Source organism: Streptomyces yaizuensis (assembly GCF_034961445.1).
GTDB lineage: Bacteria > Actinomycetota > Actinomycetes > Streptomycetales > Streptomycetaceae > Streptomyces > Streptomyces yaizuensis.
In genome coordinates this window covers 157,670-184,527 of sequence record NZ_BSBI01000005.1, presented here as the reverse complement: position 1 = coordinate 184,527, position 26,858 = coordinate 157,670, and the positions used below count along the sequence as shown (strand labels likewise).

26 protein-coding genes are annotated in these 26,858 nt (G+C 72.8%); 21 read left to right on the top strand and 5 right to left on the bottom strand.

Annotated features, from left to right (window positions below; all coding sequences use genetic code 11):
• Positions 1–180 precede the first annotated feature (180 nt).
• Positions 181–2,970, top strand: coding sequence for an AAA family ATPase (locus SYYSPA8_RS14485; protein WP_323447556.1), 2,790 nt, complete (start codon positions 181–183; stop codon positions 2,968–2,970).
• Positions 2,971–3,010: 40 nt separating this feature from the next.
• Here the strand turns inward: SYYSPA8_RS14485 and SYYSPA8_RS14480 are convergent, their stop codons facing one another.
• A complete protein-coding gene (locus SYYSPA8_RS14480) occupies positions 3,011–3,571 on the bottom strand; it encodes a MarR family winged helix-turn-helix transcriptional regulator (protein ID WP_323447555.1) in 561 nt (186 codons plus the stop codon).
• Between the two features lie 95 nt (positions 3,572–3,666).
• On the opposite strand from SYYSPA8_RS14480, the gene SYYSPA8_RS14475 reads away from it, so the two are divergent.
• The 19 genes from SYYSPA8_RS14475 (at position 3,667) to SYYSPA8_RS14385 (ending at position 20,171) form a co-directional block, all read left to right on the top strand.
• Positions 3,667–4,320 (top strand): FMN-dependent NADH-azoreductase, encoded by a 654-nt coding sequence (locus SYYSPA8_RS14475; RefSeq protein ID WP_323447554.1) that lies wholly within the window; start codon positions 3,667–3,669, stop codon positions 4,318–4,320.
• 52 nt (positions 4,321–4,372) lie between these two features.
• Positions 4,373–5,161, top strand: coding sequence for an SDR family NAD(P)-dependent oxidoreductase (locus SYYSPA8_RS14470; protein ID WP_323447553.1), 789 nt, complete (start codon positions 4,373–4,375; stop codon positions 5,159–5,161).
• A 211-nt stretch (positions 5,162–5,372) separates the two neighbouring features.
• Positions 5,373–6,044: a flavodoxin family protein gene (locus SYYSPA8_RS14465; protein ID WP_323447552.1), complete on the top strand. Its 672-nt coding sequence runs from the start codon at positions 5,373–5,375 to the stop codon at positions 6,042–6,044.
• A 37-nt stretch (positions 6,045–6,081) separates the two neighbouring features.
• Positions 6,082–7,197: a Gfo/Idh/MocA family protein gene (locus tag SYYSPA8_RS14460; protein WP_323447551.1), complete on the top strand. Its 1,116-nt coding sequence runs from the start codon at positions 6,082–6,084 to the stop codon at positions 7,195–7,197.
• Between the two features lie 41 nt (positions 7,198–7,238).
• The gene (locus tag SYYSPA8_RS14455; RefSeq protein ID WP_323447550.1) at positions 7,239–7,538 is read left to right on the top strand and encodes an antibiotic biosynthesis monooxygenase family protein; all 300 of its coding nucleotides are present in this window, start codon (positions 7,239–7,241) and stop codon (positions 7,536–7,538) included.
• The gene (locus SYYSPA8_RS14450; RefSeq protein WP_323447549.1) at positions 7,535–8,758 is read left to right on the top strand and encodes an FAD-dependent monooxygenase; all 1,224 of its coding nucleotides are present in this window, start codon (positions 7,535–7,537) and stop codon (positions 8,756–8,758) included. The genes SYYSPA8_RS14455 and SYYSPA8_RS14450 overlap by 4 nt, the downstream gene beginning before the upstream one ends.
• Positions 8,755–9,483 (top strand): SchA/CurD-like domain-containing protein, encoded by a 729-nt coding sequence (locus SYYSPA8_RS14445; protein WP_323447548.1) that lies wholly within the window; start codon positions 8,755–8,757, stop codon positions 9,481–9,483. Before SYYSPA8_RS14450 ends, SYYSPA8_RS14445 begins: the two co-directional genes overlap by 4 nt.
• Positions 9,480–10,364: an NAD(P)-dependent oxidoreductase gene (locus tag SYYSPA8_RS14440; RefSeq protein ID WP_323447547.1), complete on the top strand. Its 885-nt coding sequence runs from the start codon at positions 9,480–9,482 to the stop codon at positions 10,362–10,364. Before SYYSPA8_RS14445 ends, SYYSPA8_RS14440 begins: the two co-directional genes overlap by 4 nt.
• On the top strand, positions 10,361–11,350 hold the full coding sequence (locus SYYSPA8_RS14435) for an amidohydrolase family protein (protein ID WP_323447546.1): 990 nt from the start codon (positions 10,361–10,363) through the stop codon (positions 11,348–11,350). Before SYYSPA8_RS14440 ends, SYYSPA8_RS14435 begins: the two co-directional genes overlap by 4 nt.
• 69 nt (positions 11,351–11,419) lie before the next feature.
• Positions 11,420–11,794, top strand: a complete 375-nt coding sequence (locus SYYSPA8_RS14430) for a cupin domain-containing protein (RefSeq protein ID WP_323447802.1) — start codon at positions 11,420–11,422, stop codon at positions 11,792–11,794.
• Positions 11,791–13,053, top strand: coding sequence for a beta-ketoacyl-[acyl-carrier-protein] synthase family protein (locus SYYSPA8_RS14425; RefSeq protein ID WP_323447545.1), 1,263 nt, complete (start codon positions 11,791–11,793; stop codon positions 13,051–13,053). Before SYYSPA8_RS14430 ends, SYYSPA8_RS14425 begins: the two co-directional genes overlap by 4 nt.
• Positions 13,050–14,270, top strand: a complete 1,221-nt coding sequence (locus SYYSPA8_RS14420; protein WP_323447544.1) for a beta-ketoacyl synthase N-terminal-like domain-containing protein — start codon at positions 13,050–13,052, stop codon at positions 14,268–14,270. The genes SYYSPA8_RS14425 and SYYSPA8_RS14420 overlap by 4 nt, the downstream gene beginning before the upstream one ends.
• Before the next feature lie 120 nt (positions 14,271–14,390).
• A complete protein-coding gene (locus SYYSPA8_RS14415) occupies positions 14,391–14,651 on the top strand; it encodes an acyl carrier protein (protein ID WP_323447543.1) in 261 nt (86 codons plus the stop codon).
• A 1-nt stretch (position 14,652) separates the two neighbouring features.
• A complete protein-coding gene (locus tag SYYSPA8_RS14410; protein ID WP_323447542.1) occupies positions 14,653–15,135 on the top strand; it encodes an SRPBCC family protein in 483 nt (160 codons plus the stop codon).
• Positions 15,132–16,334: an acyl-CoA dehydrogenase family protein gene (locus tag SYYSPA8_RS14405; protein WP_323447541.1), complete on the top strand. Its 1,203-nt coding sequence runs from the start codon at positions 15,132–15,134 to the stop codon at positions 16,332–16,334. The genes SYYSPA8_RS14410 and SYYSPA8_RS14405 overlap by 4 nt, the downstream gene beginning before the upstream one ends.
• Positions 16,335–16,378: 44 nt before the next feature.
• The gene (locus tag SYYSPA8_RS14400; RefSeq protein WP_323447540.1) at positions 16,379–17,509 is read left to right on the top strand and encodes an acyl-CoA dehydrogenase family protein; all 1,131 of its coding nucleotides are present in this window, start codon (positions 16,379–16,381) and stop codon (positions 17,507–17,509) included.
• 48 nt (positions 17,510–17,557) lie between these two features.
• Positions 17,558–17,887 carry a TcmI family type II polyketide cyclase gene (locus SYYSPA8_RS14395; RefSeq protein ID WP_323447539.1) on the top strand — a complete coding sequence of 110 codons (330 nt, stop codon included), beginning with the start codon at positions 17,558–17,560 and terminating at the stop codon, positions 17,885–17,887.
• A gap of 204 nt (positions 17,888–18,091) precedes the next feature.
• A complete protein-coding gene (locus tag SYYSPA8_RS14390; RefSeq protein ID WP_323447538.1) occupies positions 18,092–19,177 on the top strand; it encodes a methyltransferase in 1,086 nt (361 codons plus the stop codon).
• A gap of 1 nt (position 19,178) precedes the next feature.
• Positions 19,179–20,171, top strand: coding sequence for a carbohydrate kinase family protein (locus tag SYYSPA8_RS14385; RefSeq protein WP_323447537.1), 993 nt, complete (start codon positions 19,179–19,181; stop codon positions 20,169–20,171).
• Positions 20,172–20,274: 103 nt separating this feature from the next.
• Here SYYSPA8_RS14385 and SYYSPA8_RS14380 read toward each other — a convergent pair whose 3' ends face one another.
• The 4 genes from SYYSPA8_RS14380 to SYYSPA8_RS14365 form a co-directional block, all read right to left on the bottom strand.
• A complete protein-coding gene (locus tag SYYSPA8_RS14380) occupies positions 20,275–21,054 on the bottom strand; it encodes a S1 family peptidase (protein WP_323447536.1) in 780 nt (259 codons plus the stop codon).
• Positions 21,055–21,324: 270 nt separating this feature from the next.
• A complete protein-coding gene (locus tag SYYSPA8_RS14375) occupies positions 21,325–22,500 on the bottom strand; it encodes a glycoside hydrolase family 5 protein (protein ID WP_323447535.1) in 1,176 nt (391 codons plus the stop codon).
• A 195-nt stretch (positions 22,501–22,695) separates the two neighbouring features.
• On the bottom strand, positions 22,696–23,889 hold the full coding sequence (locus SYYSPA8_RS14370; RefSeq protein WP_323447534.1) for a M20 family metallopeptidase: 1,194 nt from the start codon (positions 23,887–23,889) through the stop codon (positions 22,696–22,698).
• Between the two features lie 59 nt (positions 23,890–23,948).
• Positions 23,949–25,502 (bottom strand): AbgT family transporter, encoded by a 1,554-nt coding sequence (locus tag SYYSPA8_RS14365; RefSeq protein ID WP_323447533.1) that lies wholly within the window; start codon positions 25,500–25,502, stop codon positions 23,949–23,951.
• A gap of 130 nt (positions 25,503–25,632) precedes the next feature.
• Between SYYSPA8_RS14365 and SYYSPA8_RS14360 the strand changes: the two genes are divergently transcribed.
• Positions 25,633–26,664, top strand: coding sequence for an Lrp/AsnC family transcriptional regulator (locus tag SYYSPA8_RS14360; protein WP_323447532.1), 1,032 nt, complete (start codon positions 25,633–25,635; stop codon positions 26,662–26,664).
• Positions 26,665–26,858 lie beyond the last annotated feature (194 nt).

Sequence of the window (26,858 nt, the reverse complement as noted above, 5' to 3'; positions counted from 1 at the left end):
CAGGGGGTGTCTGACGGATCTTGCTGGGGCTCGCGTGCCCTGGCACCGCGCCTCGCCGCGTTGTCGTCGGTCGCCGATGCTCCGCATGGACTCCCTCCTCCGCCTTGCGATCCACGGCACCAGACCCCGCTCCCTGACCCAGCCTGATCCGACAGACACCCCCTAGCGTCCAGGAGAGCCGTGCACCACATCTTGGTTGAACGTTGGTCGGAGATACTGCTTCTTAACCGCGCCGTCGACGCCCTCTGCCAGGGCACCGGCGACCTCTTCATGATCGAAGGGGGATACGGAATCGGCCGTACCGCCTTACTGCTCGAACTGGAGAAAATCGCCTCCGCGCGCCAGCTGACGGTCTGCACGGCTCGTTGCAGCACCATGGAGGCCGACTTCCGCTACGGAGTGATGCGCCAGCTCCTGGAGCCGCACCTGTCCACCCTGGCGGCGGACGGCACCGAAGCGGCCCGGTCCGTCGCCGAGCTGCTGCGGACCGCGGACTCCGCCACCGGCGGGCACGACGACGTCCACGTCCTCCAGACGATGCTCCAAGCCGTCCGCGGCCTCGCCGAGCGCGCCCCGGTCGTCCTGGCCGTCGACGACCTGAACTTCTGCGACGCCCCCTCCCTCCAGGTCCTCGCCTACGCCGCCCGCCGGCTGAAGGGCTGGCCCGTCGCGATCGTGGGCACCCGGCGGCGCGGCGAGCCGGTGACCGCGCCCGCCATGCTGGCCGCGCTCCAGGAAGCCGGCGGGTGGACCGCGCTCCACCCGGCGTCGCTGACCGCGGCCGGCACGAGGGAACTGGTCGACAGCCGCCTCGGCCGCACTCCCGTGTCGGTCGTGGAGGAGGTGCACGCGCTGACAGGGGGCAATCCGATGCTTCTCGACACCGTGATCAGGGCCCTGAGCGGACCTCACCGCAAGTCGACCGGGGCCGACTGGTCCCCGGGAGCACTGGAGAGCCTCGTCGGCGCCACGGTACGGACCCGGCTCTCGCACCTGCCCGCCCAGGTGCCGCGCATCGCCGAGACCATCGCCCTCCTGGAGGGGCGGGCCGACTGCGCCCTCACCGCCGAAGCCGCCGGCCTGCCGGAGCGCGAGGGCGCGGGCGGCCTGGCCGTCCTGGCCGGCATGGGGCTGCTCACCGACGCTCCGTACCCGTCCTACGTCCACCGGGTCGTCGGCAAGGCGCTACGGCGACTGCCGGAGTCCGTGGTGCCGGAGCGTGTGCACCGCCGCGCCGCCGAGGGCCTGCACCGCCGCGGCGCCCCCCGGGCGGATGTCGCCCGCCACCTGCTCCGTACCGGTCCGACAGGGACCGAATGGGCCCCCGAGTTACTGCGCACCACGGCCGTGCAGGCCGTGCACGAACGCAGGGCGACCTGGGCGCGGACGCTGCTGCGGCGCGCGCTGGAGGAATCCCTGCCGGACGAGGTGCGCGCCTGCATCCAGACCAGCCTGGACGGCGTGGAACTCATCACGGACCCACACGGCCTGGTGCCCCGGCTGCGGGTGCGGCTCGGCCGCGAGCTGACCCCGCACGCCCGGGTGCGTACCGTCCTCGCCTATGCCCAGGGGCTCCTGCTCACCCATCAGGTCGAGCAGGCGGCGGAGGCTCTCGAAGAGTGCCGCACCGTCCTCGCGGCGCTGCCGCTGTCCCGGGCGCGCGAGGCGCTGCTCTGCCAGATCGACGGCGCGGAGGCGATGACGGCGCTGTTCGGCCCGTCGGCGGCGGCGCGGATCACCGGCCTGCTGGCGAAGCTCCCCGAGACGTCCGGCAGCCCGCTGCACCGGCTGTCCCTGGAGGGCCTGAGGGCCGCCATCGAGGTGCGGGCCCCGGCGGACGAGGTCATGCACACCCTGGACGAGGCGCTCACGAGCCAGCTGTCCATGGGCCGCGAGACGCTGTCGATGCCGTACACACCCTTCACCCTGCTCTGGACCGATCAGCTGGAACTCGTGGACCAGTGGTGCGACGCGATGCTCACCGGGCGGGGCGCGGTCACTCTGTCGACAACGGTCGTCGCGCTGGCGCTCCGGTCCGCCTCGCGGCTGGAGTCCGGGCGGCTGGACGAGGCGGAACGCGACGCCCGGCAGGCCCTGGACCTGCTCGGCGAGCAGCGGGGCCCGGACCCGATGCAGTCCCTGGTGCTCGCGCCGCTGCTGAAGATCCTGGTCGAACTCGACCGCACCGAGGAGGCCGTGGCCCTGGTGGAGGACCGCGGCTGTGCGGGGGAGCTGCCCGATCTCTGGCCGCACACCATGGTGCTGGAGGCCCGTGGCCGGCTGCGGGGCGCCCGGGGCGACATCGAGGGAGCCCTGGAGGATCTGACGGAGAGCGGCCGGCGGATGGAGCGCTGGGGGACGGCCAATCCCGCCGTCTCCCGGTGGCGTTCCGAGGCGGCCTTCATGCGCGACCGGCTGGGGGACACCCGGGGCGCGCTGCGTCTGGTGGAGGAGGAGCTGCACATGGCCCGGCGGTGGGGCACGACCCGGGCGATCGGCGTGGCCCTGCGGGCCAAGGGCCTCATCCTCGGTGGTGAGGAAGGGGCCGCCGCGCTGGCCGAGGCCGTGGACGTGCTCGGGTCCGGCCCGGCCCGGCTGGAGGAGGCGTACGCCGAGACCGGCCTCGGCATCGTGCGGCGGCGCGGGAACAACCGGCGGGCGGCGCGGGAGTCGCTGCGGCGCGCCCTGGCCCGCGCCCAGCAGCTCGGCGCGGTGCGGCTGGCCTCGCGCGTCCACGCGGAGCTGCTGGCCGCCGGCGGCTTACCCAGACGCGACGAGCACTTCGGGGCCAAGGCGCTCACGGCGAGCGAGTACCGGGTGGCGCAGCTGGCCGCGGGCGGCAGGACCAACGGATCGATCGCCCGCGAACTCTTCGTGACCCGGCGGACCGTCGAGACGCATCTGACCCGTGCCTATCGCAAGCTCGGCATCCAGGGCCGCTCCGAACTGGGCCGGGTGCTCCAGGCGTGAGCCGGGCCCGGTGCGGCCGGCCTGTGACACGTGTCGGCCGTCAGGGCTGCCGCGGGGCGCAGCCGTCGCTGTACTGCTGTCCGTTCTCGATCCGGGCGACCGGGGTGCCGACGAGCCGGCCCAGGACGGCGCTCAGCGCCTGCCGGGCCGCCGGTTCCAGGTCGGCGAGCAGGCCGTTCTCGATGGCCCGTACCTCCTCGCGCGCGGCGTCGAGGACGCGCCGGCCGGTGTCGGTCGCCTCGACGATGCGGGCCCGCCGGTCCGCCGGGTCGGGCCGGCGCCGGACCAGCCCGGCCGCCTCCAGCTCGTCCAGGACAAGGACGAGCTTGCTCTTGTCGACCGACACGGCCTGGGCGAGGGCGAGCTGGCTCCTCGTGGGCGCGTCCACGATCGCCATCAGCACCGTGTAGCCCCACAGGGACAGGCCGTGCTCGCGGACGACCGGGGCCTCCGCGGTGGCTAGGCCCTGCTTGAGCCGGGCGAAGAGCCAGTGCAGATCGCTGTGGAGCCGGCTGGACGACGCCTGGTCCGAGGCCAGGTCCGAGGCCAGGTCCGAGGCCTGATCCGACGCCTGGTCGCCGGCGGGGCTGGTGAGGGACATGTCAGCAGAATAGCAAAGGACCAATATCGTCTTGACTTGAGATTATCTTTCTCTAATCTGGTCTGGACGGCAGATCGTCTTTGAAGGGAATCGTTGTGGCGCAGCTCTTACATCTCGACGCCAGTGCCCGGAGCGACTCGTTCTCCAGGCAGCTGGGCGTCGCCTTCGCCGACCACTGGAAGGCGGCCCACCCGGACGGCGCGTACACCTACCGCGACCTGGTGGCGGACCCGGTGCGGCCCATCGACGAGGCCCGGGTGAAGCTGTCCACCCAGTCCTCCCTGAACGGGGTGAAGGACCTCGCCGCCATGGACGAGGTGGCCGCCACGGCCGGGCTCGCCGACGCCTGGGCCGCGACGCGCCCCCTCATCGAGGACCTTCTCGCGGCGGACGTCCTGGTCATCGGGACGCCCATGTACAACTTCTCCGTGCCCGGCGCCCTCAAGACCTGGATGGACCGGGTGACCCTGCCGTGGCTCCCCCTCGCGGGCAAGTCCGCCGTGATCCTGAGCGCCCGCGGCGGTGCCTATGGACCCGGCACCCCCCGGGAGCAGTTCGACTTCCAGGAGCCCTTCCTCCGCGCCTACTTCGCGGCGCTCGGAGTGGAGGACCTGGAGTTCGTCCACACCGAACTCACCCACGCGCCGGTCATGCCGTTCCTCGCGCAGTTCCGGGACGCCCACGAGGCGTCGCGGAGCGCCGCGCTGGACCGGGTCAAGACACTGGCCGCCCGTGTCGTCGCCGCCTGAGCCGTCCGTCGTGTCACGCCCCGCACTTCCGTAAGAGAGGACACCCCGCACGATGGAAACCGCACTCAAGGACCGTGTGGTCCTGGTCACCGGCGCGTCGAGCGGCATCGGCGCCGCGACCGCCCGGGCGTACGGCCAGGAGGGCGCCCGGGTCGCCATCACCTACCGCAACCACCCGGAGAAGGCCGAGAAGGTCGTCTCCGGGATCGAGGGCGCGGGCGGTCAGGCGCTCGCCGTCCGGCTCGACCTGGAGGACCTGGACACCGTCGAGGAGGCCGTGGCCACCGTCGCCGGACAGTGGGGCGGGATCGACGTCCTCGTCGCCAACGCCGTGCGCTGGGGCGGGGACGGCCCCCCGGATCCGGGCGTCCGCTTCGAGGACGTACCCCTCCAGGAGTGGCAGGCCATGATCAGCGCCAATCTGATCGGAGCCGCCGCCCAGGCGCGGGCCGTCCTGCCGGGCATGCGCTCACGCGGCTGGGGCCGGATCGTGCTGATCTCCTCCAGCGTCGCGGAGGAGGGCGTGCCCGGCCCCGGCCCCTACGGGACGGCCAAGTCGGGCCTCTACGGCCTCGCCCGCAGCCTCGCCTGGGAGGCCGGCCGCGACGGCATCCTCGTCAACGTGGTGGCCCCCGGCTTCACCCTGACGGACAGCCGTCCCCCCATCCCCACGGCCATCACCGACCGGCTCGCCGCCGGCACGCCCACCCGCCGTCTCTCCGACGCGGACGACGTCGCCCGGCTGGTGCTGTTCCTCGGCTCGGGAGCCAACGGCAACCTCACGGGCGAAATGGTCCGTGACGGCTCGTCGGCCGCCCGCGCCCCCCACGTGGGCCCCTGACCCACCCCGCCCCCCGACCGGGGTTCCGTCCCGCCGACGCGGGCCGGAACCCCGGTTTTTTCGTGCGCCTTCTTGTGCGCCCGCCCATCGAGGAGTGACGGAGATTGTGACGGTGGGGCTCTGACGCCCCGGCACCGCCCCGCCCCGGAGGATGGCTCATGACGGGACGGCCGAGGAGCCGCCCCGCAGGGGAGAGGAAGGGCAGCAGGACATGCAACCCCGAATCGCCATCATCTACTTCAGCTCCAGCGGGGTGATCGCGCAGATCGCCGCGTACCTGGCGGAAGGGGCCACGGCACGGGGCGCGGAGGTCCGCGTACGGGCCCTGGAGGCACCGGGCGGGTCCACCGGCCCCGGCTCCCCGGCACCGGACAGGGCCCCGGCCGCCCCGCCGACCCTCGCCGACCTCGACTGGGCCGACGGACTGCTGATCGGGACCCCGACCTGGTTCGGCAACATCGCCGCCCCGCTCAAGGCCTTCCTGGACACCACGAGCCCCCTGGCCCTGCACGGACGGCTGGCCGACAAACCCGTCACCGGATTCACCAGCGCCTCGCTGCCCAACGGAGGCCAGGAAGCCGCGCTGCTCGCGCTGTACCACACGATGTTCCACTGGGGCTCGCTGATCGTCCCCACCGGATACACCCACCCCGTGCTGCGCAGGATCGGCGGCAACCCCTACGGCCTGTCCCTGACGGCCCCCGACGCGGGCCGGCTGACCGACGACCAGATCGAGGCGGCACGGTTTGTCGGCGACAGGATCGCCCGGACGGCCGAGCGGTACGTACCCGCCGGACTGCCGTCCGCTCACGACCTCTGGACGTCGCAAGCCCCCGGGGACGCCGCGGGGGCCCTCGCCGCCGCGGACTCCCGGCACGCGTGACCCCGGGTACTCCCACCACTGAGACGAGAGGGCTCCGTTGAACGCGAGAATACGAGTGGCGGTGGTCGGCGCGGGCTGGGCCGGCGGACTGCACCTGGAAGGATTCCGGCGCGCGGGCGCCGAACTGGCGGGTGTCTTCAGCCGCACCCGGAGCAGGGCCGAACAGCTCGCCGCCCGGTACGGCGTACCGGTGGTCACCGACAGCCTCACCGCCCTCCTGCGCGAGGCCCGGCCCGACGTGGTGTCCATCGCCTCACCTCCGCCCGCCCATCACCGGCAGGTCGTCGAGGCCGTCGAAGCGGGCTGCCACGTCCTGTGCGACAAGCCCGTGGCCATGACGGCGGCCGAGGCGGAGAAGATGCTCGCGGCCGCCGTCGGACAGGGCGTCCACCACGCCACCGGCTTCATCTGGCGCGGCGACCCCGGGCTCGCCCGGATGCGGGACCTCCTGCGGGCCGGCCGCGTGGGCCGGCCGCGCGAAGTCCACAGCACCTGCGCACTCGGCGCACCGCTCATGGCCATGAACTGGATCTACGACGAGTCCGCGGGCGGCGGCGGGCTCATGCAGCACGGCACCCATGTCATCGACCGTCTTCGCTGGCTGCTCGACGCGGAGTTCACCGCACTGACCGGCCGGCTCCTGCACGACGTGCGCACCGCCCCGGTCGGCCCCGACTTCCATCACACCCTGGACGCCTTCGCCTGGGCCCGGGACAACCACGGCCGTGAACACCCCGGGCTGCCGGTCGCCGAGGTCACCGCCGATGTCGGCTACGACGTCCTCGCCGAGCTGAGCACCGGAGCGCGGGTGCGGCTGTGGGAGTCCACCCACCTGACCGGCCCGGCGGCGGAGGAGATCACGGTCATCGGCGACGAAGGGTCCTTGACCTGGGGCGGTACGGACGGGCTGACCTTCCGGCCCCCCGGCGGCCCCGCGGAGTCGCTCACCGTGGACGGAATGTCCGGCTCCGGGGCCAGTACGCGGCACGAGGTGGGGCTGCGGCGCTGGGAACGGCTCGCCTCGGCCTTCCTCACCTCCATCCGGACCGGCACCCCGCAGGACCATCCCACCCTTGAGGACGGCTGGCGCGTCGCCCGCGTCGTCGACGCCGTCAAGCGCAGCCATACGACCCGACGCTGGGAGGACGTGTGAGCGGGCAGTCGTCCACCGCGCCGAGCACTCGCCTGAGAGTCATGTTCTTCCTCACGGTCCGGGAAGAGGCGCAGGGCCGCTTCCTCGCCGCCTACGACCGCATCTGCGCCGACGTGGCCGATGTCCCCGGGCACCTCGTGGACCAGGTGTGCCAGTCCCTCACCGACCCCGAGGAGTGGGTCATCACCAGCGAGTGGCGCAGCGCCGAGGACTTCCTCGCCTGGGAGGCGGGAGAGGGGCACCGGGAGCTGGCGATGCCCCTCGTCGCCGAGACCACGAGCCGCCGGTCGCTCCGCTTCACCGTACGGCGGGAGACCCACCCGAAGACAGGCGCCCGATGAGCGCCCGGGGACGTGTCCTGATCGCGGGCGCGGGCATCGCGGGACTCGCCACGGGCATCGCCCTGCGGCAGGCCGGCTTCGACGTCGTCGTCCTCGAACGCGCCGACGACCCCCTCGCCGCCGCCGGTTCGGCACTGGGGCTGCACCCGACGGCCGTTCTCGCCCTGCGCTCCCTCGGCCTCGACGGCCCCGTCGTCGAGGCCGGTGCGGAGGTCCACCGGTGGGAGCTGCTGGACTGGCGCGGCGAGCGCATCGGAGGCTGGCCGCAGACCGAGGTCTCCCGGGTGTTCGGGGCCCCGAGCATCACCCTGCCCCGTGCCCGCCTCCACCAGGCCCTCCACGCGGCCACTCCCGCCGGACAGGTGTGCCGCGGCGCCACCGTGGCGGGATACCGCGAGACCGGCGCCGGGGTCGAGATCCTGCTCGCCGACGGCACCCGCGAGAGCGGTGACCTGCTCATCGGGGCCGACGGACTGCACTCGGCGGTCCGCCGCCAGACACACGGGGACGCACCGCCGCGCGCGGCCGGCTTCACCGCGTGGAGAGCCGTCGCCGACCAGGTCCTCCCCGGTGACACCACCGTACCGACGGCACGTCAGATACTTGGCACCGGTGTCACCTTCGGCTCCTGGCCCCTGCCGGGCGGACACACCTACTGGGTCGCGACGGTGTCCGACGACGCGAAGGCAGCGGCGGGGCTCGCCGGCCGCCCGGAGGGATCCGCGCACACGGCAACAGCGCACGCCCTGCTCACGGACGTCTTCCGGACCGCGCCGTCCCGCGCCGCCGGACTGATCGCGGCGACACCGCCGGACCGGGTCGTCCGCACCCCCATCGCCGACCGGCCGCCCCGCGCCGGCTGGTCCACCCCGCGCACCCTGCTCATCGGTGACGCGGCCCACCCCATGGTGCCCACCACCGGCCAGGGCGCCGGGCAGGCACTGCTGGACGCCGAGGCGCTCGGCACCGTACTGCGCGGCGTCGACCTGCGCGAGCACCACGCCCTCGGCGAGCGGCTCCGCGCCTTCGAGGAACAGCGCTTCCCGGTGGCCACCGGAGCCGCGCAGGCCGCATGGCACCTGGGACGCCTCCACCATGAACGGGACCCCGAGCAGGTCGCCCTGCGCAACCGCCGTCTGCGGGCCACCACCGAGGCCGAATGGCTCAGCCGCCAGGGTCTGGGCCCGGCATCCATCGCCGACTCCAGGAGCGCCGGATGAACCGCTACGCACTCACCTTCACCGTGAAACCGGGCAGCGAACCCGATGTCGCCCGCATCCTGTCCGGCTACGGCCGTCCGGCCGCCGGGAGCCGTCCGGACGGTCCCGCGCTGCTGCGCCGGACCTCCGTCTTCCTCGCCGGCAACCGGGTGGTCCGGGTGGTCGACGTCGACGGAAGACTCGCCGAGGTCATGGCCCACCTGGGCAACCAGCCCATGGTCAAGGCCGTCGAGGAGGCGCTCGACCCGTACCTGGAAGAGCCCCGGGACCTGTCCGGAGCCGACGGAGCCCTCGCCTTCCTGCACCGGGCACTCCTGCCGGTCGTCCACGACCGGCGCACCCCCGAACACCTGCTGCCCGGCTCCCCGGGGGACGCCCCGGACCGCGTCGGCCTGCTCTACCCGGCCCTGCCGGGCCGGGGCGGCCGGCTCGCCGAACTCCTCGCCGCCACCCGTGTACTGAGCCCCGACAGCCCGACCACCCTCGCCCGGACCACGATCTTCCGGCGCGGGGACGTGGTCCTGCGGCTGGTCGAGGTACGGGGCTCCACCGGGGACGCCCTCGACCGGATCGCCGCGGCCGCCACCCGCCACGGCGGCGGCGGCCGACTGGCCGAACTGGTCGAGTCCACCGAGAACCTCCACGGGACGGAAGGCTTCAGATCCTTCCTGGCACGGATCTCCCTGCCCCTCCTCACGGACCGCCGGACCGGGGTGTCGACATGAGCGCCACCACCGCGGCCGTACTGGGCCTGGGCGTCATGGGCGGCGGCATCGCCCGCCGCCTCCTGGACCGGGGGGTCGCGCTCACCGTGTGGAACCGCTCGCCGGAGCCCGCCGAAACGCTCGGCGCCCTGGGTGCCGCCGTGGCGCGGACACCCGCCGAAGCGGCCCGCGACGCGGACGTCGTCCTCGTCTCCCTCGCCGACGGCGCGGCCACCGAACAGGTGCTGCTGGGGCCCGACGGCGTCCTCGCGGACGGCCCCGTCGACGGTGTCCTCGCCTCCGCGAGCACCATCTCGCCGGATCTCCTGCGCGTCCTGCGTGAACGCGCGCCCGCCCTGCTCGACCTGGGGCTGCTCGGCAACGGCGACCACGCCAGAAGCGGTGAACTGCGGATCTACGCCGGCGGGACGGACACGGACCTGGCGCGCGCCCGCGGCATCCTCGACCTCCTGGCCAAGCAGGTGGTGCACGTCGGCGGACCGGGCGACGGCATGCGGCTGAAGCTCCTGATGAACACCCTGATGGGCATTCAGGTGCAGGCCATGGCCGAGGCGACCGCGCTCGGCGAGGCGGCCGGACTCCCGCGCCGGACCGTCCTCGACGCCATCACCACCAGCGGATTCTCCACACCGGTCATGGGCTTCAAGGCCCGCCGGATCGCCGCGGACCGATACGACACCCCCGACTTCCGGCTCCGGCTCATGGCCAAGGACCTCGCACTCGCGGTGTCCGAGGCGGACCGCACCGGCCTCCACCTGCCCCTCGTCGCGAGCGCCCTGGCCACCCACGAGCAGGCGGTGCGCCACGGCGACGGAGACCTGGACTGCGCCGCCATCGGCCGCACCCTCACCGCATCCGACGGGGAAGGGGGCAGGCCGTGACCATCGACGTGCACGGCCATCTCAGCCCGCCCGAGTCGCTGCGCCGGTACCCCATGCCCCGCTCGCTCGGCGACGCCGACGCGATGATCGAGACCAAGCTCGCCGCCGGCGTCGATCTGACGATCATCGGCAGCCCGGTGGGAGGCGGCGCGATGGTCCCCCTGCCCGGGGTGGACAACTACGCGCAGACCGAGGAGGAACTGGCCCGCTTCCACGACTGGCTCGGCGACCTGGTCGCCCGCCACCCCGACCACCTGCGCGCCTACGTCTACGTCAACCCGTTCGGGGGAGACGCGCACCTCGCGGCCGTCCGCGCGAGACTTGCCGACGACGGGTTCGCCGGGCTCATCGCCAACAGCAGTGTCGCGGGCCGCTACCTCGACCACCCCGACGCCGCCGACTTCTTCGCCCTCGCGGCGGAGACCGGGGCCCCCGTGCTCCTGCACGCCCCCGCCGCCCCCGCCGCGGGCACCGGACTCGCCGACCTCATGGCCGTCGAACAGCTCGGCCGGTTCGCCGACGTCACGATCGGCCTCGCCTGCTGCGTACTCGGCGGCTGGCTGGAGCGCCACCCCCGCCTGCGGCTCATCGGTCAGGGAGCGGGCGGCGCGCTCGCGCTGCTCGCCGAGAAGCTCGACCGCGCCTGGTCGCCCGAGCACTGGCAGCGGGACCGGGGGCCGCGCCCGGGACCCGCCACCCCGCCTCTGCCCCGGCCGCCCAGCGCCTACCTCCACCGACTCTGGGTGGACACCGCCACCCCGAGCGCCGCGGCCGTGGAACTCGCCCTGCGCGTCTTCGGCCCGGACAAGGTCCTCTACGGCACCGACTCCCCGCCCCTGCCGGGCGGCTCCGTGACCGAGGGGCTCCGGCTCGTCGACGGCCTCGGCATCCCCGAGACCGACCGGCAGGCCGTCCGCGAGGGGAACGCCCGCGCGCTGTTCGGCGCGAGGCTGCCGCCCCCGGCCCCGGCCCCGTCCCGGGCCTGACGGACCGTCACCCGCCCGCCGTCCCTTCCCGTACCGCTTGGAGCATCAGTGACCACCAGCAAGTCCACCATCCGCGTCGTCTCGATCGACGACGTCCCCGCCAACCGCAGGCGCGGCGGCGACCTGCGTACCCTGCTGAGCCCCGGCACCGTCGGATCCACCTCGGGTTTCATGGGCGTGGCGATCCTGGGGCCCGGGGAGCGGGTGGTCGAGCACTACCACCCGTACTCCGAGGAGTTCCTCTACCTCACCACCGGCGCGGTCACCGTCGACCTCGACGGCGTGCCCCACGAGGCCCACGCCGGCCAGGGTCTCCTGGTCCCGGTCGGTGTCCGCCACCGCGTCCGCAACACCGGCGACGAGGAGGCGCGGATCGTCTTCCACCTCGGTCCGCTCGCCCCCCGGCCCGAACTGGGCCACGTCGACACCGAGGTGTTGTCGTGACCCGACGCGCGGTCGTGACCGGCGCGGGGGTCGTGGCACCGGGAGCCACGGGCACCAAGGCCTTCTGGGAACTGCTCTCCTCCGGCCGCACCGCCACCCGGGGGATCACCCTCTTCGACCCCGCGGGCTTCCGCTCCCGCATCGCCGCCGAGTGCGACTTCGACCCCGGCACCGTCCTCACACCGGAAGAGAACACCCGCATGGACCGGTACGTGCGGTTCGGTGTCGCCGCGGCCCGTGAGGCGGTCGCCGAAGCCGGCCTGGTGACCGACGAGGCCCGCTCCTGGCGCACCGCCGTCTCGATGGGCAGCGCCGTCGGGGGCACCACCCGGCTGGAGGCCGAGTACGTCGCCGCCAGCGCCCGCGGCACCACCTGGACGATCGACCACCGCAAGGTGACCCGGGACCTCTTCCGGGTCTTCTCGCCCGCCCCGCTGGCCGGGGAGGTCGCCGAAGCCGTCGGCGCCCGGGGCGCCGTGCACACGGTGTCCACCGGCTGCACCTCCGGCCTCGACGCGATCGGCTACGGCCTGCGGCTCATCGAGGAGGGCAGGGCCGATGTCGTCATCGCCGGCGCGGCGGAATCCCCCGTCTCCCCGATCACGGTGGCCTGCTTCGACGCCATCCGGGCCACCTCGACCCGCAACGACGACCCGGCCCACGCCTCCCGCCCCTTCGACCGCACCCGCGACGGATTCGTCCTCGGGGAGGGCGCCGCCGTCCTGGTACTGGAGGAGGCCGGACACGCCCGCCGCCGCGGAGCGCGCGCCCGCTGCCGGGTCAGCGGCTTCGCCACCCGGGGCAACGCCTATCACATGACCGGCCTGACCAGGGAGGGAGTGGAGCTGGCCGAAGCCATCGACCAGGCCCTGTGGCAGGCCCGGGTGGACCCCGCCGACGTGGACTACGTCAACGCCCACGGCTCCGGCACCCAGCAGAACGACCGCCACGAGACCGCGGCGGTCAAGCGGGCCCTCGGCGCGCACGCCTACTCCACCCCCGTCAGCTCCATCAAGTCGATGGTCGGACACTCGCTCGGCGCCATCGGCGCCATCGAACTCGTCGCCTGCGTCCTGGCGATGGAGAACGACGCGGTGCCGCCGACCGCCAACCTGGAGATCCCCGACCCCGACTGCGACCTCGACTACGTGCCGGTCGAGGCCCGCCCGGCCCGCCTGCGCAACGTCCTCTCGGTCGGCAGCGGCTTCGGCGGGTTCCAGTCCGCCGTCGTCCTCACCCCGGGGGAGCACCCGCGATGACCCGGCGGACCCTCATCACCGGCATGGGCGTGATCGCTCCCTCCGGGACGGGGACCGACGGCTTCTGGCGCTCCGCGCTCGAAGGCCGCGGCGCCCTCGGCAGGCTCTCCCGCTACCCGGCCGGCGACTATCCCCTGACGGTCGCGGGGGAGGTGCGGGACCACGACCCGGCCCACGCCATCGACCCGCGTATCACCGTGCAGACAGACCGCTTCACCCAGTTCGCGCTCGCCGCGGCCGACCTCGCCCTGGCGGACGCCCGGCTGGACCCCGCCACCCTGCCGCCCTACTCCTTCGGAGCGGTGACCGCCAGTGCCGCCGGCGGAGTCGAATTCGGACAGCGGGAGATCGAACGGCTGTGGAGCAAGGGCCCCGCCCAGGTCGGTCCGTACCAGTCCATCGCCTGGTTCTACGCGGCCAGCACCGGGCAACTCTCCATCCGGCACGGGCTCAAGGGCCCCTGCGGGGTACTCGTCGCCGACGAGTCCGGCGGTCTCGACGCCATCGCGCACGCCGCCCGGGACATCCGCTACGGCACCTCCGCCATGCTCGTGGGCGGGGCCGAGGCGCCGTTCGCCCCGTTCTCCATGGCCTGCCAGTACGGGCACGGACTGCTCAGCGACGCGACCGACCCGGACCGCGCCTACCTGCCCTTCAGCCCCCGGGCGCGGGGCTTCGTCCCGGCGGAGGGGGGCGCCGTGCTGGTCGTCGAGGAGGAGGGGCTGCGCGGTGCGGGCCCCCGGCCCCCGGTCCGTGTCGCGGGGCACGGCACCACGCACACCGGAGCCCTGAACCACGAACAGAGCGCGGAGGGCCTCGCCAAGGCGATCACCGCGGCGCTCGACGAGGCCGAGTGCCCACCGGGGGACATCGGTGTCGTCTACGCCGACGGGCTGGCCGTCCCCGAGGCCGACCAGGCCGAGGCGGACGCGCTGCGGGCCGTCTTCGGCCCCGCCCTGCGCACCCTCCCCGTCACCGTCCCCAAGGCCGGTTACGGGCGGGCCTACGCGGGGGCCGCCGCCCTCGACGTGGTCCTCGCGACGCTCACCCTGCGCCATGGCCTGATCCCGCCCACCCCGTACGCCGACGGCACCGACCTCGGCATCGACCTGGTGACCGGCGCGCCCCGGCCCACCGGCACCCGGGCCGCACTGGTCCTCGCCCGGGGCCTCGCGGGCGGCAACTCCGCGCTCGTACTGCGGACCGACGGGTCCTGACCACCCCGACACCGACCCGTCCCGCCCCGACACCGACCCGTCGCGCCCGGACCCCGTCCCACCCCGACCGCGTCCCACCTGTTCACCGCACCCGCACCCGCATCCCTCCGGAGGAGAAGCATGTCCCCATCCACGGCCCTCAGCCACGAGGAACTGGCCGAGGTGATCACCCGGTGCGCCGGGGCCCGCACCGACGCCGCCGCCCTGCGGACCACCCGCCCCACCTTCCAGGACCTGGGCGTCGACTCGCTGGGCCTCCTCGGCATCGTCGCCGAGCTGGAGCAGATGTTCGGCATCCGGCTCGGCGACGACGCCGAGCGCTGCTCGTCCCCGGACGAGCTTCTCGCGACGACCAACACCCTCCTGCGAGAGGCGGCCTGACATGCCCGGCAGCACCAGCAACGCGGTGGTCATCGACGCCCCCCTCGACCTCGTCTGGGAGATGACCAACGACATCGAGGACTGGCCCCGGCTGTTCAGCGAGTACGCGTCCGTCGACATCCTCGAACGCGACGGCGACCGCGTCGTCTTCCGGCTGACCATGCACCCCGACGACCAGGGCCGGACCTGGAGCTGGGTCTCGCAGCGCGAGGCCGACCCCCGCACGCGCACGGTCACCGCGCACCGCGTCGAGACGGGCAACTTCCGGTACATGAACATCCACTGGTCCTACAGCGAGGTCCCCGGCGGTGTCCGGATGGAGTGGCGGCAGGACTTCGCGATGAAGCCCGACGCCCCCGTGGACGACGCCTGGATGACCGACAACATCAACCGCAACAGCGCGGTGCAGATGGACCTGATCCGCCGGCGCGTCGAAGCGCGCGCGGCGGAGGGCATCGCCCGGGCGAAGGAGACGCGCTCATGACCGACGGCAACGCCGGCACCACCACGGACGGGGTGGACAGGGCCCTGCTGGACTCCGCGCGCAGGATCGCGGCCGGACTCCCGGCCCGCTCCCTGGAGATCGAGTCCTCCGGCACCCTCCCCGCCGATCTCGTCAAGGAGTTCACGGAGCGCGACCTGTTCCGCCTCGCCATGCCGGTGGCGCTCGGGGGGACCGGGGCCGCGCCCCGCACCATCGTCGAAGTCATCGAGGAGGTCTCCCGGGGCGACGGGGCGACCGGCTGGTCACTGCTCATCGGGAACATCGGCAACGCCTTCCTCGCCTGGCTGGATCCCGATGTCTCCCGCCGTATCCTGGCCGACACCCCGGACATGATCGTGGCCGGTGGCCAGGCCCCGCTCGGCCAGGCCGTGCCCAAGCCGGACGGCACCGGATACACCCTCACCGGGCGGTGGCCCTTCGGCAGCGGCAGCCTCCACGCCCACTGGTACATGGGCGGCTTCATCGTCATGGAGGGCGGGCGGCCCAGGACCGACGACCGGGGCGCCCCGGTCATGGGAGTCGCGTACTTCCCGGCGGCCCAGGCGGAGATCGACGACACCTGGCACGTCGCCGGACTCCAGGGCACCGGCAGCCACGACATCCTCGCGAAGGACATCGACCTCCCGCTGGCCCACACCTCCGTGCCCTACTTCGCCCGCGCGACGTACGACGACCCGCTCTACCGGCTCACCGCCTACAACCTCCTGCTCACCGTGATGTCGGGCTTCCCGCTCGGAGTCGCCCGCCGCGCCCTGGACGAGGCCCGCGGCCAGTTCGCCGAGCGCAGGCTCCAGGGCGGTGGCACGGCGTACATCGAGGACCCCGCCGTCCAGGTGGCGATGCTCAAGCACGAGACCGCCCTGGACGCCGCCCGGCGCCATCTCCTGGGAACCCTGGACGAGCTGCTGGGCGAACTCGCCCACGACGACCTGGACTACGCGGCGCGGGCCCGGCTGGCCGCCGCGATCATCAACGTCTACGACGTCGGCCGGGAGCTGGTGCAGGGACTGTTCCGGCTCGCCGGAACGGCCGCCGTGCTCGACACCAACCCGTTGCAGCGCTGCCTGCGCGACCTCGTCGCCGGGTCCCAGCACGTCGCCTTCTCCTTCGACTCCCGCAAACGCATCGCCAACGCCCGGCTCGGCCTCCAGACCGCACCCGCGTTCTTCGGCGTGTGAACGGTCCCAACCAGCCGCAACCGAGAACAAGTGAGGCAGAGACTATGTCCGTCACCACACTGGAGAGTTCCCCGGTCGAGGAGGCCGTCCGCCTGGCGGCGACCCTGCCCGGCCGTGCGCTGGAGGTGGAGGCCGGCCGGACCGTTCCGGCGGACCTGGTGGCCGAGCTGCGCGAGGCGGGTCTGTTCAGCCTCATGACACCGGCCTCGTCCGGCGGGCTCGAAACCGATCCGCTCACCCTCGTCCGCGTCGTGGAGGAGCTGAGCCGGGGCGACGCGGCCACCGGCTGGACCGTGCTGATCGGACAGGGCGCCGGATATCTGGCCTGGCTGGACCGCGACGCGGCCCAGGAGATCACCGACAGCACGCCCGCCCCGCTGATCACCGGCTCGATGGCGCCCCTCGGCACGGCCGCCGACACCGGCGCGGACGGGATACGGCTCACCGGCCGCTGGCCCTACACCAGTGGCTGCGGGCTCGCCGACCATCTCGTCGCCGGGTACCGGCCGGCCGGGGGAGCCCCGCGCTTCGCCCTGCTGCCCTCCGCCGCCGTCACCGTCCACGACACCTGGCACGTCGCCGGGTTGCGCGGTACGGGCAGCCACGACATGGAGGCCACCGACGTCCTCGTCCCCCACCGGTTCACCTTCGACCCGTTCGGCCCGGCGCGCGAGGAAGGCCCGCTGTACCGGCTTCCGTACATGACCTACCTGCTCGTCGCGATGGCCGGATTCCCGCTCGGCGCGGCCGGACGCATCGTGGACGAGTACCGCGACATCGTCCTGCGCAAGCGCAACACCGAGCGGACGCTCCTCGCCGAGACCCCCATCGTGCAGGCGGAGATCGCCCGCTGCGACGCCGCGGTCGGCGCCGCCCGGGCCTTTGTCCAGGAGGCCGTCGGCCAGGTCTGGGCGGAGACCCAGGACGGCGTCGCCGCCCGGCGCACCCGTGCGCGGCTGACCGGCGCGGTCCAGCACGCCATGCGGGTGACGCTCGACGTCGCCGACTCCGCGATGCGCGCGTGCGGCGCGAGCCAGCTCTACGACAGGGCACCGCTCCAGCGCTACTTCCGCGATGTCCAGACCGCCGCACAGCACATCGCGTACGGACTGGAGGCGCAGCGCCGCGTGGGTTCGGTCCTGCTCGGCCAGGACGTCCCCGACCACCTCGTCTGACCAGCCCCCTGCCGTACCGCGGCCCTCCCCCCGACCCAGGAGAGAACGATGCACCGAAGCCTGATCGTCGCCCGTATGCTCCCCGACGCCGCCCCGGACATCGCCGAGGTCTTCGGGCGCTCCGACCGCGAGTCCGATCTGCCGCGCACCATCGGGGTCCGTGCGCGGAGCCTCTTCCAGTTCGGCGCGGTCTATCTCCACCTGGTGGAGGGCGACGAGCCGGTCGAGGCGGCCGTGACCCGGAACCGGAAGCACCCGGAGTTCCGGCGCATCAGCGCGGAACTGGGCCCGTTCGTGTCCGCGTACGACCCCGGGACCTGGCGTGAGCCCAAGGACGCCATGGCCCGCGAGTTCTACCGCTGGGAACGTGATGCCTGAGACACCGCCCCGGGGCACCGGGCACCCGAGGCTCCACCGCCTGGCGGATCAGTTCGCCTACGGCTACCGGGCGCCCCCCGGCGCGTCCCCCGCGTACCGGATCTGGTGCGTCGTCGCCGCCGGCCTCGTCCACCTCGGATGGTGGTACAGCGGAGTCCCGTTGAGCGCCGTCCTCCCCGACCCACGTCATGAGAGAGGGACCCCATGAGCGGAGACCCGCGCCGGACCAGCGTCCCGGAACACGGGGCACCCACCCTGCCGGATGCCGTGGCGCTCAACGAACTGGTCGTCACCACGGCCCCGTGGGCCTTCCAGAGCCTGTACGTCGCGGCGAAGCTGGGCCTCGCGGACGCGCTCCGCGAAGGCCCCCGGTCCAGTGCCGACCTGGCCGCGGAGACCGGCGCGCACCCCGGGGCGCTGTACCGCTTCTGCCGGGCGCTCGCCGCCCTCGGAGTGCTGCACGAGCACCCCGGACGGGTCTTCGGCACGACGCCGATGGGCGCCGCCCTGCGCTCCGACGCCCCGCGGGGGCTGCGGCACTTCGTCATCGTCAACGGCGAGGAGAGCTTCCGGGCCTGGGCCGATGTGATGCACACCGTCCGTACCGGCGAAGCCGCCTTCGACCACGTCTACGGCCTGTCGCACTTCGCCTACCTGGCACGGGACGCGGATGCCAGCACCTCCTTCAACGCCATGGCCGGGACGGGCGCCCCGACTCAGACCGTGGACCGCTGCGACTTCGGCAAGGACCGGGTCGTCGTGGACGTCGGCGGCGGCGCCGGTGGCCTCCTGGCCCATGTCCTGGAGCGGAACCCGCAGCTCACGGGGGTTCTCCTGGACACACCAGAAGGCGTCGCCCAGGCTCCCGGACTCCTCGCCTCCCGGGGCGTGCGGGACCGCGCGGAGATCAGGGGAGGGAGCTTCTTCGACTCCGTCCCCACCGGCGGCGACAGCTACATCCTGTCCCGCGTCATCCACGACTGGAACGACGAGGACGCGCTGCGCATCCTGCGCACCGTACGCGGGGCGATGCCGGCGGGGGCGCGGCTGATCCTCGTCGACAAGGTGATCCCCGACGTCGCGGGATTCCACCCGGGGAAGTTCTCCGACTTGCAGATGCTGGTCGTCCTCGGGGGCCGCGAACGCACCCTGGACGAACTGGCCGCCCTGCTGGACCGCGCGGGCTTCCGCATCACCGACACCCGGATGCCCGGGTTCGGGCCGGACGCCCCGTGGGCCGAGGCCCTGATCGAGGCGACGGCGGCCGACCCCGGCGGGAAGGGGGCGTGAGATGCGCACAGCCGTCACGGGCTCCATCGCCACCGACCATCTCACCGTCTTCCCCGGACGCTTCACGGAGCAGCTCCTCGCCGGGCGGCTGGACACCGTGTCCCTGTCGTTCCTCGTCGACGAACTGGAGGTCCGCCGGGGAGGGGTCGCGGCGAACATCTCCTTCGGGCTCGGTGTCCTCGGTCTCGCCCCCGTCCTGGTGGGCGCGGCGGGCACCGACTTCGCCGAGTACGGCGCCTGGCTGCGCGACCACGGAGTCGACACCGGCTCGGTGAAGGTCAGCCGGACCCGCCGTACCGCGCGATTCATGTGCACGACGGACGCCGATCAGAACCAGATCGCCGTCTTCTACGCGGGAGCGATGGCCGAGGCGCGTGAGATCGCGCTGGCGGAGGTCGTGGCGCGCGTCGGTGGGCTCGACCTCGTGGTCGTGGCCCCCGACGACCCCGAGGCCATGGCGCGGCACACCGCCGAGAGCCGCAGGCTGGGCATCCCCCGGGCGGCGGACCCCTCGCAGCAGCTCGCCCGGATCGACGCCGGGGAGGCGCGCCGGCTCGTGGACGGGGCCGTGCTGCTGTTCACCAACGAGTACGAGGCCGCGCTGCTGCGGGAGCGCACGGGCTGGACGGAGCGGCAGGTGCTGGACCGGGTCGGCACCTGGATCGTCACCCGCGGCGGCTCCGGCGTGTCCCTCCTGTCCGCCGGCTCCCGGGTCCGCGCCGTCCCCGCCGCGCCGGCGGACCAGGTGGTCGATCCGACGGGCGGCGGCGACGCGTTCCGGGCCGGCTACCTGGCCGGCCTGGGGCGCGGCCTGTCACCGGAACGCTCGGCGCAGATGGGCTGCGCCCTGGCGGCTGGCGTCCTGGAGACGGTCGGGACCCAGGAGTACACGCTGGTGCCCGCCGAGTTCGCGGCCCGGCTCACGGACGCGTACGGACCGGCCGCGGCACGGGAGATCACGGAGCGGGGGGTGGTGGGCACGGGCACGGGATGAACGGAGCCCGTGCTCCTGGTGGCGCGGGGTGGGCGTGATCGTCATCTGTCGTCCCGCCCACCCCGCTCATCCCGTACGCGCCGGGCGTGGGCCCGTGGTCCGGTCAGACGCCGGCGATGGACTGGATCCAGGGGCGGTACGCGGTCACGTTCGTGTAGGCGGTGATGGTCTGCCGGTCGCTGGTGGAGGCGACGCCGACCTGGATGCCGTTGGCGTTCATCGGGCCGCCCGAGTCGCCGCCCGCGGTGATCCCGTCGCCGCGGCGGGCGCAGATCGCGGAGCCGTTGTAGGCGTCGCGGCAGCCGCCGCTCACGATGACATTGGCGAACTTCAGGTACTGCGACTGGCAGTTGATCTCGGATCCGCACTGGGAGGTGGCGCCCCAGCCGTACACCTGCACGGTCTGGTTCACCGTGACCGAGCCCGGCTGTCCCAGGCGGGCGTAGGTCGCGGCGACCGAGCGGTCGAGTCTGACCAGGGACAGGTCGGAGGACGCGTGGTTGTAGACGCCGGAGGCGTTGGCCACGGTGCCGCCCGCGGTCTGGTCGAGGCTGCCGATACGGAACGACAGTCCGCCGCCGCCGACACAGTGCTTCGCGGTGAGGATCCAGGTGGGCGCGATGATCGAGGCGCTGCACGTCTGTCGGCCGTTGGAGAACAGCCGGGCCGCCCAGGGGGCGTTGGTCGCGAAGCCTCCGCCGATGATCGGCAGGGCCTTGGTGCCGGCTGCGGCGGTCGCGGCGCTTCCGGTGGTCGCCGCGGTCGCGGCGCGGGGCGTGCTCTCCGCGGACGGCGCCGGTGCCTGGGCCGTGGCGGTGGGGGCCAGAGCGACTACGGAGAGTGCGGCGGTCGCGAGCGCGGGTATGAGTCGGGTGATGCGCACGTGGTCTTCTCCATCATGTGGGGGTGGAGCCCTGCCGGGATGCGCAGGGAAGGCAGGGACGCACCAGTGGGGTCTTGTTGCGTCCATGACATGTGTGGCTGCGGAGAATCTGGCAGACATCGTGCTCCGGGCACAAGAGGTCGACGGAGGTGACTTGCGCGCGAGGGCGGGCCCCTTGCCCTGTCCCGGCGTCGGACGCCCGGACGCGGACGCGGCACGCCGCCCAGGGATTCCCTGGGCGGCGTGCGGGGGACGGGGGTGCCGGACGGTTCAGCTCGTGGGGAAGTCGTCCGCGGTACGGATCTTGCCCCGGATCCAGGCTCCGGCCTCCTTCAGCGAGGCGGTGCCGACGCTGGGGCCGCCCGCCGCGCAGGTGCCCGGCTTGAAGGCGGCTCCGCTGCGGTGGTCGTCGGAGTAGTTCCAGTTGACCCAGCTGATCTTCTTGGACGCCATCAGGTTCAGATACTTCTGCGTCATGGTGAAGTCGTTGGCGCCCTCGCCCAGGTTGTTCTGGGTGCCGAACTCGGAGACGAAGACGGGGATCCTGTCGGCGGCCCGGGTGAGGCCGTCGAGGTACCGCTGGCCGTGCGACGCGGCGTAGAAGTGGAAGGTGTACATGATGTTCTGGAGCTGGAGGGGGTTGTTCACGACCTCGGACTCGTCGGTGGGTCCGGAGAGGCCGAAGGACGCCCAGTCGGGGGTGCCGACCAGGACCGGGGTGTTCGGGGCGAACTGGCGGATGTACGGGATCAGGTCCTCGGCGTAGGTCTTGACCGTCCACCAGTCGACCCGGTTGCCCTGCCAGTTCTTGCCGTTGGGCTCATTGGCGATCTCGAAGAGCAGGTTGTTCTTGCCCCGGTGCCGCTCGGCCACGTCCTTGAAGAACTTCTTCGCGTGCGCCGCGTACGTCCAGGGGTCGCCGTCCCCCCAGGTGGCGTCGTTGCCGTCGCCCAGCATGTGCCAGTCCACGATGACGTACATGCCCCGCGCCGTGGCCTTCTCGATGAGGTCGTGGACCTGGTTGGTGTACTTCACCGGGTCTTCCAGGTAGCCCTTGTCCACCGCGTCGACATACATGGAGACGCGCAGGACGTCGGCCTTCCAGTCGTTGGCCAGGACATCGAGCGAGCCGTTGTTGTAACAGCCGGGGAACCACCCGATGCCGTGGGTGGACATGCCGCGCAGCTGGATCGGCTTGCCGAACTGGTTGCACAGCTTGGTGCCGCAGACCTTGAGCTGTCCGTTGATCGCGACCGGCGATCCCGCGGGCGCCTGCGCCGCCGGGACCTGCGCGGCCGGGACCCGAGGCGCCGGCACCGCGCCCGCGGGGGCCCGGTCCGGGGTCGCCGCGGGCGCGGCCGGGGCGGCGGCGAGGCCGAGGGCCAGTGCGGCGGCGACCGTGCCCGCGCCCGCCAGCGAACGCACTCGATTGCGCGAGATGTCCATGGGTCTCCCTGTGCCTGATGAGGGTGGGTGAAGACTTATAGGAAACTTTCCTAACGGTAGGCAGTTACAACAATCTGTTGCAAGAGGGCGGGGTGGAAAAGATCGTCGGCGGGCGGGCCCGCGGCCCGCGCGCTTCCGTTTCGTACCGGTCCTGCCGGTCCTGCCGGTCCTGCCGGTCGTATCGTCGGGGTCGGGTCAGGACGTCGTGGCCGGGGCTCGCAGCGGCTCGGCCAGCCGCCCCAGCAGGGCCGCGACCAGGGCGGTCTGGGCCGGCACGGTGTCGGGGTAGATGAACTCCCCCTGGGCGTGGGCGCCGTCGCCCACCGCGCCCATGCCGCACAGCACGGGCAGCCCGAGGGCGGCGACGAAGTTGGCGTCGCTGGCGCCGCCGACGGCGGTGTCGGGCAGGTCGCGGCCCTGCTCGCGGGCGACCTCGCGGGCGAGGGCGAGCAGCGGGGCGGAGGCGGCGCCGAGGGTCATCGGCGGCCGGTTCCAGGCGTGGTCGATCTCGATCCGGACGCGGGGGTCGCCGACCTCGATGGCGTCCATCTCCGCGTCGACGCGGGCCTGTTCGGCCGCGCTGCTGATCCGGATGTCGACGCTCGCGGTGGCCTTCCCGGCGACGACGTTGGTGGCGGAGCCGCCCTTGATCAGGCCGGTGTTGACCGTCGTGCCCTTCTCGGGGGCGGCGACGGCGGCCGCGGCGACCACGAACTCGGCCAGCGCGGTGATCGCGCTCGCCCCGTCCTGCGGTGCCAGCCCGGCGTGCGCCTCGATCCCGACGGCCGTGACCTGGAAGATCCCGGAACCCTTGCGGGCGGTCTTGACCGCGCCGTGGGCACTCGGCTCCAGCACCAGGGTGACGTCCGCCTTCCGCGCGACCTCCTCGATCACGGGCCGCGAGGACAGGGAGCCGATCTCCTCGTCACCGTTGAAGAGGAAGGTGACCGTGGGCAGGGGCGTGCCGCTCTCCCGGGCGAGCCGCAGCGCCCAGATGCCCTGGATGAGCCCGGTCTTCATGTCGAAGATGCCCGGCCCGCTCAGCTTCTCCCGGCCGTCGCCGTCCGGCGCCGGCTGCACCCATCCGGCGAGGGTGCCGGTCGGCCAGACGGTGTCGTAGTGGCCGACGAGCGCGACATGCCCGGCGCCGGTGCCCGCGTAGGTCAGTGTGAGGGTGTCGCCGCACTCGCCGCCGGGGTGGCGCTGTTCGTGGTCGGGCCGGCCGAGCCGGCTGACGGTCAGCTCGCGCAGGAGGTCCAGGCCCCCCGCGAGCCCCGGCAGGTCGTAGCTCCCGGTCTCGTGGCGGACGAGTCGCAGGATGTCGGTGACGATCTCCGACGACACCTCGTGGGCGCGGTCGGTGAGTTCGGCTGCGGGCGATTCGCTCATGGTCTGCTCTCTCGTCATCTCTTGTACGGGGTCGGGGGGCTTTCGGCGGAACGGGCGGGTCAGCTGATGCCGAAGGGGATGCCGAGCAGGTACCAGGCCACGAAGAACGCCATCCAGGCGACCCAGACGACGGCGGCGATCGGGATGGTGAAGGAGGCCAGGGTGCCGATCCCGGCGGACTTGCGGTACTGCTGGATGAAGCCCAGGGCCATCACGAAGTACGGGCTCATCGGGGTGACGCAGTTGGTGACCGAGTCGGCGACGCGGTAGACGGCCTGGGTGGTCTCGGGCTCGATGCCGATGAGCATCAGCATGGGCACGAGGACCGGCGCTGCCAGCGCCCACAGTGCGGAGCCGCTGGTGATGACGAGGTTCATGAACGTGATCAGCACGGCGATGCCGACCAGCACGGTCCAGCCCTCCAGGTCGAGGGCGCGCAGCGTCTCGGCGCCCTTGACGGCCAGGATGTCGCCGATGTTCGTCCACTTGAAGTAGGCGAGGAACTGGGAGATCGCGAAGAACAGGACGAGGATCGGCGCCATCGACCGGGTGCCGTCGACCATCGCGGCGATGATGTCGCGGGCGGCGGTGAAGCTGCCGCTGATCCGCCCGTAGACGGTGCCGAGGACGGCGAAGAACACGCCCAGGACGAGGGCCATTCCGCCGATCAAGGGGGAGTTGACGATGCCGCTGCCTTCGCCGCGCAGCGGTGAGGACGTGGGGACCATGGCCAGCACCAGGAACGCGATGAAGGCGGCGGCGACCAGTCCGGTCGTGCGCAGCGCGCGGCGCTGCTGCTCGGTGACCTCGATCGCCGCCAGCTCCGCGGCGTCGAGCGCGGCCACCGGCTCGTCGGGCTCCAGGTCCGGGCGCCGGGCGATGACCTTCTCCACGACGAGGGTGATCACCAGGGCGACCAGGACCGACGAGCCGACTCCGAAGAAGTAGTTGCCCACCGGGGTGATGACGTAGTCGGGGTCGATGGTGTGGGCGGCGCTGGTGGAGATGGACGACAGCAGGACGTCGGTGGTGGTGAGGGACGGGGAGGCGTTGTAGCCGGCGGAGATCGAGACATAGGCGACGATGCAGCCGAGGACCGGGCTGCGGCCCGCCGCACGGAAGATCAGGGCGCCGATCGGGATGAGCGTGAAGTAGGCCGCGTCACCGGCGACATGGCTGACCATGGCCGTCATGGACAGGGCGAAGGTGAGGTACTTGCCCGGCACCCGCGCGACCATGCGGCGCAGCAGCGCGGAGAACAGTCCGCTCTTCTCGGCGACGACGATGCCGAACATCACGGTCAGGATGGTGGCCAGCGGCGGGAAGGCCGCGAAGTTGTCGACGGCCCCCTCGATGGCCATGGTGAGCCCGGCCTTGCTGAGCAGGCTCTCCACGGTGATGGTCTCGCGCGAGCCGGGGTGGACGGCGCTCACGTCGGCCGCCGCCAGCACGGCGCTGAGGACGGCGACGACCCCCGCGAGGATCCAGAACAGCCAGAACGGGTGGGGGAGTTTGTTGCCGACCCGCTCGATCGCCGCGAAACCCCGGAACGCGGTGCGCAGCACTCTCGACTGAGGCTCGGCCTGCGGAGTCTGGGCGGAGGTGACGCTCATCGGTACCTCTTTGCATGGTGCGAAGGATGTTCCTGCGAAGAATGGCATTCGAGTGAGAGATTCCCTAGTGTCTGGATATAACGATGGGATTAACTGGCGGTCTCGGGGGGTCGGGCTAGGGTGACATGCCATGACCCGCCCTCTCCTCGACGAGCTCGACCGGCGCCTCATCGGCGCGCTGCATCTGGCACCCCGGGGCACCTGGGACGACATCGGCGGGATCCTGGCCGCCGATGCCAGTACGCTCAAACGCCGCTACGACCGGCTGCGCGAGGCGCGCATGGTCCGCGTGATCGGGCAGGCCGACTGGGGTGTGCACTCCACGGCGATGCCGGTCCATGTCTTCCTGGACATCACCGGCGAGACCCCGCTCGCCGTCCTGGGGCGGCTGTGCGACCTGCCGCACCTCCAGCTGCTGGCGCAGATCTCCGGCGACTACCCCCTGTACGCCGTGGTCCACGCGCCCTCCGAGGCCGCGACCAGTCAGGCGATCGACCGGATGTTCTCCATCCCGGGGGTCCGCCGGGTCAACGCCCTGCCCGCGCTCAGCACCCTGCGCCGGGGCATCACCTGGGATCCCCGGTTCCTCACCGACACCGAACGCGACGACCTGCTGACGCTGATCGGCGCCCGGCCGGGGGGCACCGCGACGGCGACCGCGACGCCGCCCGCCAAGCCGCTCAGCGAGGCCGAGCGGACCGTCGTCGCCGAGCTGATCCAGGACGGCCGCGCGTCCGCCGCGGGCATCGCCAGGACCGCCGGCCTGGCGACCTCCACCGCGCACCGGGTCGTCCGCCGGGTCCTCGACGAGGGGTGGGTCAGGCCGCGCCTGGAGATTGTGTCGGAGTGGCTCGACTTCCAGACCCCGTTCATGCTCCGCCTGCGCGTGGCCCCGGGTCGGACACCCGACGTCATGCGCCGCATCGACCAGCTGCCCCAGACCCGGCTCGTCGCCCATGTCGCCAGCGATATGTCCGTGCTGGCCACGGGTCTGGTCACCGACCGTTCCGCCCTGGCGCTCTTCATCGACGACGAGCTGGCCGGGATCCCCGGCATCCTCGCCGTCAGCGTCGATGTCATGTTCGTGGAACCGCGCCGCTACTGGGTCGACCGCGACCTGGACTCCGGCCTGGGCGCCTTCCACGCGCCGACGCTGCTGTAGGGCGTACGGCGGTGGTCGTGGTGCCGCCCTGGATCGAAACCCCCTGAACCCGCCCATTCCCCCTGGCATATTTTTAACGGTTCATCAGATGTACTGACAAGGGCGGGTGGGGGATGGGAGTTTCCCTGCGGGAGTGGATCACGGGTGGCGCTCCCGGACCTCCCTGACCACCACCCGTACGGGCAGGGGGAATT

Coding starts and splice junctions, on each gene's coding strand:
- SYYSPA8_RS14415 (WP_323447543.1), top strand. CDS start 14,391: ATGTCCCCATCCACGGCCCTCAGCCACGAGGAACTGGCCGAGGTGATC.
- SYYSPA8_RS14455 (WP_323447550.1), top strand. CDS start 7,239: ATGTTCTTCCTCACGGTCCGGGAAGAGGCGCAGGGCCGCTTCCTCGCC.
- SYYSPA8_RS14375 (WP_323447535.1), bottom strand. CDS start 22,500: ATGGACATCTCGCGCAATCGAGTGCGTTCGCTGGCGGGCGCGGGCACG.
- SYYSPA8_RS14370 (WP_323447534.1), bottom strand. CDS start 23,889: ATGAGCGAATCGCCCGCAGCCGAACTCACCGACCGCGCCCACGAGGTG.
- SYYSPA8_RS14450 (WP_323447549.1), top strand. CDS start 7,535: ATGAGCGCCCGGGGACGTGTCCTGATCGCGGGCGCGGGCATCGCGGGA.
- SYYSPA8_RS14365 (WP_323447533.1), bottom strand. CDS start 25,502: ATGAGCGTCACCTCCGCCCAGACTCCGCAGGCCGAGCCTCAGTCGAGA.
- SYYSPA8_RS14395 (WP_323447539.1), top strand. CDS start 17,558: ATGCACCGAAGCCTGATCGTCGCCCGTATGCTCCCCGACGCCGCCCCG.
- SYYSPA8_RS14390 (WP_323447538.1), top strand. CDS start 18,092: ATGAGCGGAGACCCGCGCCGGACCAGCGTCCCGGAACACGGGGCACCC.
- SYYSPA8_RS14470 (WP_323447553.1), top strand. CDS start 4,373: ATGGAAACCGCACTCAAGGACCGTGTGGTCCTGGTCACCGGCGCGTCG.
- SYYSPA8_RS14445 (WP_323447548.1), top strand. CDS start 8,755: ATGAACCGCTACGCACTCACCTTCACCGTGAAACCGGGCAGCGAACCC.
- SYYSPA8_RS14410 (WP_323447542.1), top strand. CDS start 14,653: ATGCCCGGCAGCACCAGCAACGCGGTGGTCATCGACGCCCCCCTCGAC.
- SYYSPA8_RS14480 (WP_323447555.1), bottom strand. CDS start 3,571: ATGTCCCTCACCAGCCCCGCCGGCGACCAGGCGTCGGATCAGGCCTCG.
- SYYSPA8_RS14360 (WP_323447532.1), top strand. CDS start 25,633: ATGACCCGCCCTCTCCTCGACGAGCTCGACCGGCGCCTCATCGGCGCG.
- SYYSPA8_RS14405 (WP_323447541.1), top strand. CDS start 15,132: ATGACCGACGGCAACGCCGGCACCACCACGGACGGGGTGGACAGGGCC.
- SYYSPA8_RS14465 (WP_323447552.1), top strand. CDS start 5,373: ATGCAACCCCGAATCGCCATCATCTACTTCAGCTCCAGCGGGGTGATC.
- SYYSPA8_RS14440 (WP_323447547.1), top strand. CDS start 9,480: ATGAGCGCCACCACCGCGGCCGTACTGGGCCTGGGCGTCATGGGCGGC.
- SYYSPA8_RS14385 (WP_323447537.1), top strand. CDS start 19,179: ATGCGCACAGCCGTCACGGGCTCCATCGCCACCGACCATCTCACCGTC.
- SYYSPA8_RS14400 (WP_323447540.1), top strand. CDS start 16,379: ATGTCCGTCACCACACTGGAGAGTTCCCCGGTCGAGGAGGCCGTCCGC.
- SYYSPA8_RS14420 (WP_323447544.1), top strand. CDS start 13,050: ATGACCCGGCGGACCCTCATCACCGGCATGGGCGTGATCGCTCCCTCC.